Below are 13,748 nucleotides of genomic sequence, written 5' to 3'. Positions count from 1 at the left end.
ATCGTCGACTGGTACATGGACGGCAAGATCAACATCGACGACCTGATCACCCACAAGCTGCCGCTGGAGAAAATCAACGACGCCTTCGACCTGATGCACGCGGGCAAGTCGATCCGCTCCGTCGTCGAGTTCTAGGGCGGGCTGCGGGAAGAATGACTAGGGCGACTAAAGTGCCGCCGATTTTGCGAATAACCACACCGCACGACATGCCAAGGCATTGCGTTTCGGCGGAGCCGCCTGACGCAATTGGTGAACTGCTGGATTACAGGTAGTATTCGCAGGAATACCTAAAGTTTGCCGACTCCAGGCGCGGGCACTAAAGCAGAATGCTCTTCAATTCCTACGAATTCATTTTTCTGTTCCTGCCATTAACTGCTGTCATCTTTTACGGCCTGCGCAGACATTCAACTTTTAATGCCGCGCTAACGTGGCTGACTCTCAGTTCGCTTTTTTTCTATGGATGGTGGAATCCTGCCTACCTGATCCTGCTGGTCACTTCCATCGGCGTCAATTTTCTGCTGGGCAACACGATCAACCGCAACCCGGGTAAAACCGGAAAATATGTCCTCTATGCCGGCATTGTTTTCAACCTTTCGCTGATCGGCTATTACAAATACGCCTATTTTCTGACGGAAACCGCCAATTATGTCGCCGGGACGAACTTCCACCTCGAAACAATCATCCTGCCGCTGGCGATTTCATTCTTTACGTTTCAGCAGATCACCTATCTGGTCGATTCCCGCGCGGGCCTGACACGCGAATACAGTTTTCTGCAGTATTGCCTGTTCGTGTCGTTTTTTCCGCAGTTGATCGCAGGCCCCATCGTCCATCACGGCGAAATGATGCCCCAGTTTCAGCGGTTGGAGGAGAGGCAAAAACTGGCGGAGAACCTTGCCGTCGGGTTGACGATATTCTCGATAGGCCTGTTCAAGAAAGCGGTCATCGCCGACGGCGTCGCCCCCTACGGCACGTCGGTATTCGCCGATGCCGAAGCGGGTGTCGCCATCGATTTTTTCCGCGCCTGGGGCGGTGCGCTGTCATATACAATGCAACTTTATTTTGATTTTTCGGGCTATTCGGACATGGCAATCGGCGCTGCGCGCATGTTCGGAATCGTTCTGCCGCTGAATTTCAATTCGCCCTACAAGGCCGCGAGTATCATTGATTTCTGGCAACGCTGGCATATGACGCTGTCGCGCTTCCTGCGGGACTATCTCTATATTCCCCTTGGCGGGAACCGAAAGGGCCCGGCCCGGCGCTACATCAACATCTTTCTGACCATGCTGCTCGGCGGGTTGTGGCACGGCGCGGGCTGGACCTTCGTCATCTGGGGCGGATTACATGGCCTCTATATCATTATCAACCATGTATGGCGTGCACTCCGGCGGAATGCCGGGCCACCGCGATTTCCGCGAATAGCTGGCGGCGCAGGGCGCGCGCTGACCCTCATTGCCGTCATTTTCGGCTGGGTCTTCTTTCGCGCCGAGTCCCTCGATGCCGCGCTGGCGCTCGTTGAAAGCATGATCGGGCTGAACGGCGCCGCGCTACCCCTGGCAATCGCGTACCGGGCGGGCCCTCTGGTTCCGTTTTTGGAAGCAACGGGTATAATGTTCACCCAGATCAGCGGCGCGCAATTCATGGAAACATGGATGTGGATCATCGCGCTTGTGCCGCTGGCACTGTTTACGCCCAATACCCAGCAGATCCTGGGTAATTTCGCACCCGCACTTGATTTTCGCGCCGACAGAACGTCACATCAGCTTCGCTGGATGCCGTCGCGACGCTGGGTCTGTGCGGTCATCGTATTGCTTTCCATCGGCGTTCTCTCCCTGCCGCAGGTGAGCGAATTCCTCTACTTCCAGTTCTAGAGGAATGCCGATGCCGTTCCTGCAATTCCTGAGAACCGTGCTGGTGGGCACAATTCTCCTTTTACTGTCGGTTGCCGGATTCAATCTGGTGATCGATCCCTATGGGCTGTATGGATTTGCCATAGACGGTGTGAACGTCAGGAAACCTCAATCCCGCACCCATATCCTCCTGGGCAAACAGCAGCGGTTGATCCGGGCGCAGCCGGATACCGTGATCCTTGGAAATTCCCGCGCCGATCTCGGGCTGGACCCCGAATCGCCCTACTGGCCCAAGGATTTCGGCACGGTTTTTAATTTCGCTATTCCCGGCGAGGCAATGTATGGCACCGTTCGCCGCTACGATTTTGCCAGGCACCATGTTCCTGTGCGCCAATTCATCCTGCCGCTTGACCTGATGGATTTCCTGATCAAGAAGGCCGCTGATCCCGCTACCGGTTTCCCGCTGCCAAACCAGCCCGGACTTTTTTCTTTCCAGAGCCTTATGGAAACACTGTTATCAAAGGCCGCACTTCTTGACAGTATCCTGACAATTCTGAGGCAGCGAGACCCGTTTGCAGTTGACGTGACACCACTTGGATTCAATCCGGCAAAGGATTTCATACCGGTTATCCGGTTGGAGGGGCATCACACCGTCGAAACCCAGAAACTTTACGCTAATTTTGACAATTTTTTACGCCTCGCCCCCGACTTGCTGCGAACGGACGGTACCGAGGCGGAGCCGCTTCAATGGTTGCGGATACTGCTGGACGATGCCCGCGAACAGAATTTCGGTATCACGATTTTATTCTATCCTGTTCATGCTAATCTGCTGGATGTCTACGATGTGACGGGGCGGTGGACAGCGCTGGAGGAACTAAAGCGAATCGTCGTTGAAATCGTTTCCGAACAGCAGGCTAAAAATCCGGCGTGGCGCGCCGCCGTATGGGACTTTGCCGATTATTCCGAGTATGCGGCGGAACCGTTCCCGTTGCGCGATGACCGGACCGCACAGATGCAATGGTATTGGGAGTCCGGCCATTTCAAGGCTGCCCTGGGCGATCTCATGCTACAGCGCATGTACGGCAATGGCCCGGATGGCTTTGGCGCCCTGCTGACATCCTCAAACATCGATACCGTACTGAGCGATATCCGGCAGAGGAAAGAAGCCTACCGCGAGGCATTTCCGCAGAATTTCGAAATGCTCAGGGTGTTATGCCAGCAGAAGCAATGTAAACCTTCGCCGTGAATATCGGATGCGCTGGACTTGCCCCACGCAGCCGATTGCCGAATTTTCACCGCCGCTATAGAATCCCGTCATGTGTCGCTGGCTTGCCTATTCCGGACCGCCGGTCCGTCCCGAGGCCTTTCTGTTCAAGGCGGAAAATTCGCTTATTCAGCAGAGCCTGACCGCCCGCATGTCGGTGACGCCGACCAATGGCGACGGGTTCGGGCTGGGCTGGTATGGCAGCCGCGCCGAGCCGGGGCTGTTTCGCGATGTCCTGCCCGCCTGGAACGACGAGAACCTGAAATGCGTCGCCGAGCAGGTCGAGAGCCGGCTGTTCTTCGCCCATATCCGGGCCGCCACCATTGGCGCCGGGATCGCGCGCAGCAACTGTCACCCGTTCCGCTACGGCAAGTGGCTGTTCATGCATAACGGGCAGATCGGCGGCTACGCCGAAATCCGCCACCTGCTGGACCGGCTGATCGCGCCGCAATATTACCGCTTCCGCCAGGGCGGCACCGACAGCGAGACCTTCTTCTACATCCTGCTGACCAACGGGCTGGAGGACGACCCGCAGACCGCCTTCGCCCGCACCGTCGCGCAGGTCGAATCGATCATGCGGGACAATGCCATCGACGCGCCCCTGCGCCTCACCGCCACCGCGACCGATGGCGAGGTCATCCACGCCATCCGCTACGCCAGCGACAACCGCGCGCCGTCGCTGTTCGTCGGCGTGCAGCAGGATAAAGGCGTGCCGGACAGCGCGCTGATGGTGCTGTCGGAGCCGCTCACCTCCATCGCCGAGGACTGGCGCGAGGTGGCGATGTCGCACATCGTCACCGCCTGCAACGGCGGCTTCGACGACGCGCCCTTCAAGGCGGCCTGACCCGCCCCGGAATCGCTGTTTCCCGTAGACCGTCGTCGCGGATTGAAACGTCGAAACGTCGAACCGCCGGTCGCGCTCTGGCTGCCCGGCGAAAAGCTGACGGAAACGATTCACCGGACGCCGGCCCTCGCCGCCAGGCAAAGCGCGATCCAACCGGGCGCTTACGAATAGCCAGATCGGCCAGCGGCGGAACAACCACCGGATTTGACGGGGCAAACACGATGCTGCGCCGCACCCATGCGCCGATATTGCGCTGCACTGCATGACGCCGTCCGGCATACCGCGCCACAAAAACTCCACAATTGAGTCTGGAACTCCCATGAGTCCGGCGTCGTTTGGACAATCAATACTGCGGGAGGTCCCCACGTCTTCCCCTGACGGGAAAGCCCCTTCTTCCCCGACGCAGGGGAGACGTCCCGCAGTATTCCTTTTTTCACCAGATCCTAACGGATATCAGGAGGTACGCAATGTACTACGGCAAGAATTTACTTCTTATCACGGCAAGCGCGTTTGCGTTGAGCGTCGCTGCGCCTGCTTTCGCCCAGAGTGGCAGTTCCGAGGGTTCGCCGTCAGCGAGTCCCTCATCGCCGTCATCGAGTCCCACATCGCCGTCATCGAGTCCCTCGTCCCCGTCGACCGGGTCGCCGGCTGATGGAATGGGCGCAACGCCAGGCACCGGTACGGGCAGCCCGGGCGGTACCGTGGAAAGGGGCGGCAACACACCGGGCGGTACCGATGCGCTAAACCGGTCGGATACCGGGTCGTCCGCAACGAGTGCTTCGATTGGCCCGGATTGGATTGCCGCGCAGAGCACGCCGTCGGACAAACTCGTCGGCGCTGACGTCGTGAACGCGCAGAACGAAACCATCGGTGAAGTCGAGGAAATCGTTACCCACAACGGGCGCAATTCGCTTGTGGTTTCCGTGGGAGCATTCCTGGGAATGGGCGGCCACAAGGTTGCCCTGGACCTTGAACGGGCCACGGTCTTCCATCGTGTCGATGACATGAACGAGTTCCGCGTTCTGACGGACATGACCGAAGAGCAGTTGAAGTCCGAGCCAAAATACGAGCCGACGAAAAACTAGGGCTGCGATTCAGGCGGGAACGCGTTGTTCCCGCCGGCAGGTCACCAGACAGAATAGCGGGACAACGGTTCTGCTGTTCTGTCTGTCCCGGCCCTGAAGGGAACGCAAATGCAAGCGCTGTCGCGGGCGTCAAACGGGATGAGACGCAATGAGGAAAGCCGTCAAGGGTGTTTACTGTGTCGTGTTTCGCGCGGGTTCCGGGCGTTGGTACCCGCGAGATGACCGGTGGACGCGACCGATGACATGGAAAGCTGAGATGAAGACAATCATTATTGCATGCCTTATCACCATGGTCTGCGTAACGTGGGGCCTGACCAGTATAGCGGAAGCCCTGCTGGCGTCGGTCGACACAAGATCAGCAGCCTACGGGGAAAGGGGTTCGGCGACGCTGCTGCCTTCGAGCTCCAGCGCGGCGTATCCGCGGTATTATCTTCCTGGCAACCGGTAAGGAAGAACCGCGGCCATTCGATCGGATCGCAGGTCGTTGGAGTCGCCTTTGGCGATTCAACAACCATGTGAATCCAATCCATCTCGTTGAAGTTATAGCGCCGGCCAGGCGCGGCCGGTGACTCCGGGATTTTCAATTGTAACAACCGGCGCGAAGCCGTAAGCAACGGGTTTTCGCAACCCGGTCCCATGCATGTCCGACCCCCACGCGCATTCCGGATCCGCCCTGTCGCGCCTGCCGTTCTTCTACGGCTGGGTGGTTGTCGGCGTTGCTTTCGTGACGATGGCGGTCGGGGTCAATTCGCGGACCGCCTTTTCGCTGCTGTTCCCGGCGATGCTGGACGAATTCGGCTGGTCGCGCGCCGTGGTCGCGGGCATCTTCTCCGCCGGGTTTGCCGGTTCGATGCTGCTGGGTCCCCTCATCGGCATGGCGATGGACCGGTTCGGGCCGCGCTGGCTGATTCCGTTCGGCGCCACCATGAGCGGGCTTGGACTGATCCTCGCCACAACGGCGACCGAGGCCTGGCACCTGTATCTCACCCTGGGCTGCGTCGCTATCAGCTTCAGCACCATCGTCAGCTATAACGGCCATGCGATGTTCCTGCCGAACTGGTTCGCGCGCAAGCGCGGCCTTGCGCTCGGCGTCGCATTCGCCGGGGTCGGCTTCGGCGCCATCGTGCTGATGCCCTTCCTGCAGACGGTGATCGAGGATGGCGGCTGGCGCATGGCCTGCTGGACCATGGCGGGGCTGCTGATCGCGGTCGCCGTGCCGCTGAATATCCTGCTGCAGCGCCGCCGCCCGGAAGACATGGGGCTGCGGCCCGACGGCGACGCCGCGACTCCCGCCGACGCCGCGACCGGCGCCGCGGCGGAAAAATCCAATATCGTCGATGCCGACTGGGCCGCGCGCGACTGGACCATCGCCCGCGCCGCGCGGACGGCGCGCTTCTGGTGGCTGTTCGCCGGGTATTTCTGCTGCCTGTTCGCCTGGTACGCCGTGCAGGTGCACCAGACCAAATACCTGATCGGCGCCGGCTTCGACCCCACGCTGGCGGCCTTCGCGCTGGGGCTGGTCGGGCTGTTCGGGATAGTCGGACAGATCGCCATCGGCTCCCTCTCGGACCGGATCGGGCGCGAATGGGGCTGGACCCTGGCGCTGTCCGGTTACGCCCTGTGCTACCTGCTGCTACTGGCGCTGGACAGCTACCCCGACCCCCGGCTGATCTACCTGATGGTCGCGGCGCAGGGTTTGCTGGGCTATGGCCTCGCGACCCTGTTCGGCCCCATCGCGATGGAGATTTTCCATGGCCGCAATGCCGGCGCGATCCTCGGCACGCTGAACATGGCGTCGGGGCTGGGCGCGGCGGCGGGCCCGTGGAGCTTCGGGCTGATCCACGACCTGACCGGCAGCTATGCCCCCGCCTTCTGGCTGGCGTTCGCGATCAGCCTGTTCTCGATCCTGTGCATCTGGCGCGCCGCCCCGCGCAGGGTGCGGCTGGTCGCCGGGCGAATCTGACCCCGCACCCCAACCGCGATAATGTGGAAGAGATTCGCGGACAGCGCCCGCTGCGTGTAGAATCGTCGCAAGGTTAACCGCTAATCGCACAGGACCGTGGCCGTGCCGCGGCAATTGGAGGGAGATCGTATCATGAGCAATGCATCCGCCTGGACGCCGCCGAAAGTCTGGAAATGGGAAAACCAGGACGGCGGGGCCTTCACCAGCACCAACCGCCCCATCGCCGGCGCGACCCATGAAAAGGTGCTGCCGGTCGGCAGGCACCCGATCCAGCTGTATTCGCTGGGCACGCCCAATGGCGTCAAGGTCACGATCCTGCTGGAGGAACTGCTGGCGGCCGGCCACACGGGCGCCGAATACGACGCCTGGCTGATCCGCATCGGCGACGGCGACCAGTTCGGCAGCGGCTTTGTCGAGGTCAATCCGAATTCCAAGATCCCGGCGATGATGGATCACAGCACCAGCCCGCCGACCCGCGTGTTCGAATCCGGCGCGATGCTGCTGTACCTCGCGGAAAAATTCGACGCCTTCATGCCGAAGGACCCGTCGAAGCGGGCGGAAATGCTCTCCTGGCTGTTCTGGCAGATGGGCAGCGCGCCCTATGTCGGCGGCGGGTTCGGGCATTTCTACCACTACGCCACGGAAAAGCAGCAATACCCGATCGACCGCTTCGCGATGGAAACCAAGCGCCAGCTGGACGTGCTGGACCGGCACCTGGCCGACCACCGCTACATGTGCGGCGACGAATACACCATCGCCGATATGGCCATCTTCCCGTGGTATGGCGGGCTGGCGCTGTTCAACCAGTACGAGGCCGCCGAATTCCTCGACGTGGAATCCTATACCCACCTGATGCGCTGGTCGAAGGAGATCGCCGCCCGCGAGACGGTCAAACGCGGCCGCATGGTCAACCGGGTGCGCGGCGAGCCCAGCGAGCAACTGCGCGAACGCCACGACGCCGGCGATTTCGACACGAAAACCCAGGACAAGCTGGACGCGGCGGACTGACCGCCGGTAAACGTCCCGGGGCGAGGCCGCTGAGCTTCATTGGTGCCAAATTGCGGAACACCGGTACCAATGAAGCTCGGTGGCATTAGTTTGCAAGGCCGATGGACAAACCCGCCGACACCGCGTGGGGTTATTCGTTGAGGAGTGCGACATGAGCCTGCCAGCCGATCAAGATTACAAGCGACTGTTCCAGGCCGTATGCGGCAAATCCCTGGTTCTGAAGCCCGACAACTACGAAATCGTCGCCGTCACGGATGCCTATTTGCAGGCCACCAGAACACGGGAGGGCGATCTTGTCGGCAAGACGCTGTTCGAGGTGTTTCCCGACAGCCCCGAAGACGAGCACGCTGACGGGGCGCAAAGCCTGACACGGTCTCTGCGGCGGGTCATGTCGTTGAAAACGCCCGATGCCATGGGCATACAGCGTTATCCGATACGCCTTCCCGACGGCGCATTTGAAGAACGGTTCTGGAGCCCGGTGAACAGCCCGGTTCTGGACGATTCCGGTGACGTCGAGTTCATCGTGCACCGCGTGGAAGACGTGACGGCGATTGTCCGGGAGAGCACGGCTTCGAAGGTCCAGGGAAGCGGCGGAACCGTCGGCGATCCTGTCGCGGTCCGGGACATCGTTCTGCAATCCCACGAACTCAGACAATCCCTGTTGAAGCTGCGGGAATACGAGGCGCGCATGCGCACCGCCGAGCGCTTGCTGAACCTTGGTGCGTGGGAATTCAATGTAAGCACCGGACTGCTCAGCTGGTCGGAGCAGGTTTTCGCCGTTTACGACTTGCCTGCCGACCGGCCCGCGCCGGATCTCGATGCCTATTTCGAATTGGTGCATCCGGACGACCGGGAGGCATCCCGCGAGGTTTATGAGACTTTTGTAGCGCAAAATGCGCCTCAGATCGAATTTGAGCATCGGGTGATCGCGCGCGACGGAAGCGTGAGACACATCAGGGGCGTGGGCGAGCGCCATCTGTCGCCTGACGGCGAAATCGTCGTCGGCTATGTGCAGGACATCACCGCGTTTGTTGCGGCGCGTCACAAGCTCAATCAGGCTGAACAACTCCTGCACCTGGCAGGCGAGACTGTCCGGCTCGGCGGCTGGCGGGTCGAACTCGACACCGGAACCGTTATCTGGACGCCGGAAACGGTTGCCATTCATGGCCTTCCCGCCGGGTATTCTCCGCCCGGTATCACCGAGGCGATCGGGTTTTATGCCCCGGAGTATCGCGATGTCGTTCAGCGCGCTTTCGAGCGTTGCGTCCGCGACGGTGAAGGGTTCGATGTCATCTGCCGGCTTAACGCAGCGGATGGCAGGCAACCATGGGTCCGGTCAATCGGCGGGCCGGTACGGGATATGGAGGGCAGGATCAGCGCCGTCCAAGGGGCGTTTCAGGATATAACGCCCCTGCATGAGGCGCAGGCGAAGGCCGATGAAGCGGAGCGGCAGCGCCGTAACGTACTGGAAAGTATCAGCGATGCTTTCTTTGCGGTCGACGAAAAATGGACAGTCACCTACATGAACCGGCAGGCGGGTGTTTTGCTGGAACGTTCCCCGGATGAAATTCTCGGTAAGAACCTTTGGGACGAATATCCCCAGGCGGTCGGCAGCGAGTTTCAGCGGCAGTACGAATTAGCGGTGAACTGCCGGCAGACGAGCCGGTTTCAGGAGTTTTATCCCCCGCTGGGGAAATGGTTCGATGTCAGCGCCTATCCGATTCCCGGCGGCCTGGCCGTTTATTTTCGTGACGTATCCGGCGAGCGGGAGCGCCAGCAACAGCTGCGCCTGATTGACGCCGCCTTGTCGCGGCAGAACGATATCGTGATAATCACCGAATCCGATGCGCTGGACGCCCCGGATGGCCCGCGAATCGTTTATGTGAACGATGCCTTCGAGCGGTTGACCGGTTTTGCCAGAAGCGAGGCAATCGGCCAGACGCCGCGTATTCTGCAGGGCCCGGAAACGGACCGGAAGCAGCTGGATCGGGTCCGTGACGCCCTGCACAATAAAGAGCCGGTCCGCTGCGAGGTGCTGAACTACAGCAAATCGGGAGAACCCTACTGGCTGGAACTCGATATCACCCCGCTGCTTGATGAAGAAGGACATTGCACGCATTTTGTTGCGGTCGAGCGCAATATCACCGAGCGAAAACAGCAGGAAGCTGTACTTCGACAGTTTCAGGAGCGTTTTCAGTTAATCTCGCAGGCGACCAATGATGTGATCTGGGACTGGAATTTGACCACCGACGAAATCTGGTGGAACGATTCCATGGCCGATGCCTTCGGGTATGCGCTGTCGGACCTCGAGCCAGGGTCTGACTCCTGGACCGCTCGGATTCACCCGGATGACCGCGAGCGCGTGCTCCACAGTATTCATGAAGTCATTGACGGCGACAAAGAATACTGGGGCGGCGAATACCGCTTTATCAAGAGCGACGGTGAGAGCGCCACGGTAGTTGATCATGGGTTCGTGATCCGGAACGAAAGCGGCAAGGCGATCCGCATGGTGGGCAGCATGCGCGACATTACCGGGCGCCTGGAAATGGAACAGCAGCTTCGCGAAGCGCAGAAGCTGGAAGCTGTCGGCCATCTGACCGGTGGCGTCGCCCATGATTTCAACAATCTGTTGACGGTTATTCTGGGCAACGCGGAAATGTTGGCGGAACTGGCGCCTGACCCGCAGCTGCGCTCAATGGCGGAAATGACCATGTCCGCAGCGGAGCGCGGGGCCCAGTTGACCAGCCGCCTGCTGGCGTTTGCCCGCCGCCAGCCCCTCGATCCGAAACCGACCGACCTTAACCAGGTGGCGGAATCGGCGCGGTTGCTCATTCGCCGCACCCTGCCGGAAAGCATAGAGTTCAATTTTGCGCCTGATCCCGATCTCGGGATCACGGAGATCGATAGCAGTGAACTGGACACGGCATTATTGAACCTGGTGATCAATGCACGGGACGCCATGCAGGGCGATGGCAAATTGACCGTCGAGACCGCCAATGTCGTGCTCGACAAACATTATGCCGAGCGCCACCCGGAAGTCGTGCCCGGCGAATACGTGATGATCGGTGTTTCCGATACGGGCGCGGGCATGGATCCCGAAACGCTCAGACGCGCCTTCGAGCCGTTTTTTACCACCAAGGCCGTGGGCATGGGCAGTGGTCTCGGGTTGAGCATGGTGTTCGGATTCACCAAGCAATCGGGCGGGCATATCAAGATATATTCCGAGCCCGGCGAGGGTACATCGGTAAAGCTGTATTTTCCCCGGGTGCGGGTCGGGCGGCAATCGGGTTACCAGCCAACGGTCGAGGCGCCGCCGCAAGGCGGAACGGAACATATTCTGGTCGCGGAAGACGACGACCTGGTGCTCACATACCTTGAGAGCCAGCTGCTTTCTCTGGGCTACCGCGTTACCACCGCCATGTCCGGACCCGAAGCACTGAACGCATTGCAAACGCGCGGCGATTTTGACCTGCTGCTAACCGACGTTATCATGCCGGGCGGCATGAACGGGCGCGAACTTGCCGATCGGGCTCGGGCGGCCAACCCCTCGCTGAAAGTGCTGTTTACGTCCGGCTACACCGAGAACGCCATAGTCCATCAGGGTCGTCTGGATCCGGGCGTCGAACTGCTGAGCAAACCCTATACCCGCATGGAACTGGCAACCAAGGTGCGAGCGGTGCTGGATAAGGCATGAGTTCGAAGTGACAGATCGCATCCAATCGGCGCCGGTTTCCTGAATACAGGGACTTGTTCCCGCCTCGGCTTCGGGCCGCGCTTCTGCGGTTTCAGGGGGTGTCCGGGGCATCGCCACCGCGCCGCCAACCGATCCTCACTGTTTGTCGTCCATGCGCTGAAGCTGCACTGGCCCCCCGACCAGCCAGCGGCCTTCACGCGTGAACACCACCGTGGCCTGGGGCAGCGTCACCAGCACGCGCAGTTCACCGTCCTCCTCGTAAGGGGCGACGATGGTCTGGCCGCCGGCCTGGGTGAAGTAGGCCTTGCCGTCGTCGCCGAACTCCAGCGTCGTGGCGCCGCTGCGGTCGGCGTAGCGGCGCCCGCCGAGGGAGCCGAGCTGCGTTTCGGTGATCTCCGCGAGGATGGCGTTGCGCTTCGTCACCACCGCGTCGAGGAAGCGGGTCTTCTGCGCACCGGCCGACGCCGGCCAGCCGTTAATGCCGGGCAGCAGCGCCGTGTCGATGATGGCCAGCGACTTCTCGCTGTCGTCCATGTCGTCGAGTTCGTCCGTCACCAGATCGAATAGCGCATCGCCGATCGCGTTGCGCCGTTCGTCGGCGGCCCGGCGCACGGCGTCGGCATCCTCGGTCGCCAGCAGCGGCAGCAGCCGCGCATCCGCGCTGCGGTCGAGCGCGGCGAAGGCGCCGGTCTCCACCGGCGTGGCGGCAATGGCGGCCAGCAGTTCCTGCGTGACGGTCGCGCCGGCCGCCACGCGCTTTTCAGCGATGGCCGCCTGCAGGGCGGCCTGCTCGGCCTCGCCGACCAGGTCGGCCTTCGATGTGCCGAGCGCCGTGGCGATCTGCGGCAGCGCGGTCAGCCCCTGGACACTTTCCGGCACGGTCTCGACGATGGCGAGCGCGACAGCCTGCCGGCGCTGGCGCAGGGTGTCGCGAAATCCTTCCGCCGCCTCCGGCGACAGCACCCGCGTCAGGCTGCCGCTCGCGGCGTTCTCGATCATGCCGAGGCTCGGGGCGCCGGGCGGCGCGGCGGCCAGCTTCTCGAGCCCGGCGGCGATCAGTTCCTGCTCGATCGCCGTCCTGCGCGCGGCGACGGCGTCCGCGAGCGCGGCCCGTTCCGCCTCGGGCAGCAGCCCCTCCAGCGGTTTGACGATCTTGCCGATCTCGCGGTCGTAGCGCTGCAGGCTGCGCTCGCTCGCCTCGATTGCGGCAATCTGCTGCCCGACTTCCGTCATCGCCATGTCGCGGGACCTGGCGTAGTGCGGCTCTACCGCCGGCAGCACGCGCTCGGCCACCGCCGCCTGCGGCAGGCTCGCGAGCGGGCGGACGACGCCGTCGACGACCTTGCCGAAGCTGCGGCTCATGTGCCGCACGGCGGCCTGGTAACCGTCGCGGTCCCAGATCTCCATGGCGCGCAGGCCGGTGATGGCGCGCAGCTTGTCGAGGCCGTCCGGCGCCGCCGCGAATGCCGCGAGCCCCGCCTCGAGCTGGCCTTCGGCCTTGGCGATGGCCTTGAGCGTCGCCCCGAGGTCACGCCCGTAGATCCGCTCCAGGCCCGCCAGGACCTTCGCCCCGGCCTTGTCGACCTGCCTTGCGCAGTCCTTCGCCCCCTGGCGCGCCTGCGCCACGTCCGCCTCCGTGAATTCCGGCCCCGTCTTGCCGTACAGCGCGACCATCTCCTCGCCGATGAAGGCTTCCGCAAATCCAAAGGTGGTCGACGGGTTGAGCGTCTGCCGCGCCCTGAAGTCGGCGCTTCCGGCCCACGCGGCCAACGTGGCGCAGTCGGGCAGCGTGATTTCGGCGGCGGCGATGGCGGGAAGAACCGCGCCACAGAGACCGAACGGGATGGCGAACATCAGCGAACGGCGCATCACCGGCCGCGGCTTGCTTCGCCGGTTCCGCGAAGCGGGAGGGGGCAGAGCCGTCGTCGTTGTTTCGATCAATCCACGAGACATTTTTGGTTCTCCATGAGAGTCCGCTGAAAAGCGGGCGAACATTCGGGAAATTTATAGAATTTTGCGGCGCGTGGCGGTGATGGATTGCCC

General features: G+C 61.8%; 9 protein-coding genes. 8 read left to right on the top strand and 1 reads right to left on the bottom strand.

The window, feature by feature from the left end; all coding sequences use genetic code 11:
- The 8 genes from WD767_18440 to WD767_18405 form a co-directional block, all read left to right on the top strand.
- Positions 1-135: S-(hydroxymethyl)glutathione dehydrogenase (locus WD767_18440; protein MEX2618071.1), on the top strand; the 135-nt coding region annotated here is incomplete at its 5' end.
- Positions 136-326: 191 nt separating this feature from the next.
- Positions 327-1,868 carry an MBOAT family protein gene (locus WD767_18435; protein ID MEX2618070.1) on the top strand — a complete coding sequence of 514 codons (1,542 nt, stop codon included), beginning with the start codon at positions 327-329 and terminating at the stop codon, positions 1,866-1,868.
- Between the two features lie 10 nt (positions 1,869-1,878).
- Positions 1,879-3,093, top strand: a complete 1,215-nt coding sequence (locus WD767_18430) for a hypothetical protein (GenBank protein ID MEX2618069.1) — start codon at positions 1,879-1,881, stop codon at positions 3,091-3,093.
- A gap of 70 nt (positions 3,094-3,163) precedes the next feature.
- The gene (locus WD767_18425; GenBank protein MEX2618068.1) at positions 3,164-3,955 is read left to right on the top strand and encodes a class II glutamine amidotransferase; all 792 of its coding nucleotides are present in this window, start codon (positions 3,164-3,166) and stop codon (positions 3,953-3,955) included.
- A 656-nt stretch (positions 3,956-4,611) separates the two neighbouring features.
- The gene (locus WD767_18420; protein MEX2618067.1) at positions 4,612-5,040 is read left to right on the top strand and encodes a PRC-barrel domain-containing protein; all 429 of its coding nucleotides are present in this window, start codon (positions 4,612-4,614) and stop codon (positions 5,038-5,040) included.
- Between the two features lie 640 nt (positions 5,041-5,680).
- Positions 5,681-7,003: an MFS transporter gene (locus WD767_18415; protein MEX2618066.1), complete on the top strand. Its 1,323-nt coding sequence runs from the start codon at positions 5,681-5,683 to the stop codon at positions 7,001-7,003.
- A 132-nt stretch (positions 7,004-7,135) separates the two neighbouring features.
- On the top strand, positions 7,136-8,011 hold the full coding sequence (gene yghU, locus WD767_18410) for a glutathione-dependent disulfide-bond oxidoreductase (protein MEX2618065.1): 876 nt from the start codon (positions 7,136-7,138) through the stop codon (positions 8,009-8,011).
- 151 nt (positions 8,012-8,162) lie between these two features.
- A complete protein-coding gene (locus tag WD767_18405) occupies positions 8,163-11,705 on the top strand; it encodes a PAS domain-containing protein (protein MEX2618064.1) in 3,543 nt (1,180 codons plus the stop codon).
- Positions 11,706-11,840: 135 nt separating this feature from the next.
- Here the strand turns inward: WD767_18405 and WD767_18400 are convergent, their stop codons facing one another.
- Positions 11,841-13,658 carry a hypothetical protein gene (locus tag WD767_18400; GenBank protein ID MEX2618063.1) on the bottom strand — a complete coding sequence of 606 codons (1,818 nt, stop codon included), beginning with the start codon at positions 13,656-13,658 and terminating at the stop codon, positions 11,841-11,843.
- Between the last annotated feature and the right edge of the window lie 90 nt (positions 13,659-13,748).

Source organism: Alphaproteobacteria bacterium (assembly GCA_040905865.1).
Lineage (GTDB): Bacteria > Pseudomonadota > Alphaproteobacteria > UBA8366.
This window is presented reverse-complemented; position numbering and strand designations above follow the sequence as displayed.

Bases quoted from the DNA above. Each gene is read 5' to 3' on its own strand.
- WD767_18435 (MEX2618070.1), top strand. From the start codon at position 327: ATGCTCTTCAATTCCTACGAATTCATTTTTCTGTTCCTGCCATTAACT.
- WD767_18430 (MEX2618069.1), top strand. From the start codon at position 1,879: ATGCCGTTCCTGCAATTCCTGAGAACCGTGCTGGTGGGCACAATTCTC.
- WD767_18425 (MEX2618068.1), top strand. From the start codon at position 3,164: ATGTGTCGCTGGCTTGCCTATTCCGGACCGCCGGTCCGTCCCGAGGCC.
- WD767_18420 (MEX2618067.1), top strand. From the start codon at position 4,612: ATGGGCGCAACGCCAGGCACCGGTACGGGCAGCCCGGGCGGTACCGTG.
- WD767_18415 (MEX2618066.1), top strand. From the start codon at position 5,681: ATGTCCGACCCCCACGCGCATTCCGGATCCGCCCTGTCGCGCCTGCCG.
- yghU (MEX2618065.1), top strand. From the start codon at position 7,136: ATGAGCAATGCATCCGCCTGGACGCCGCCGAAAGTCTGGAAATGGGAA.
- WD767_18405 (MEX2618064.1), top strand. From the start codon at position 8,163: ATGAGCCTGCCAGCCGATCAAGATTACAAGCGACTGTTCCAGGCCGTA.
- WD767_18400 (MEX2618063.1), bottom strand. From the start codon at position 13,658: ATGTCTCGTGGATTGATCGAAACAACGACGACGGCTCTGCCCCCTCCC.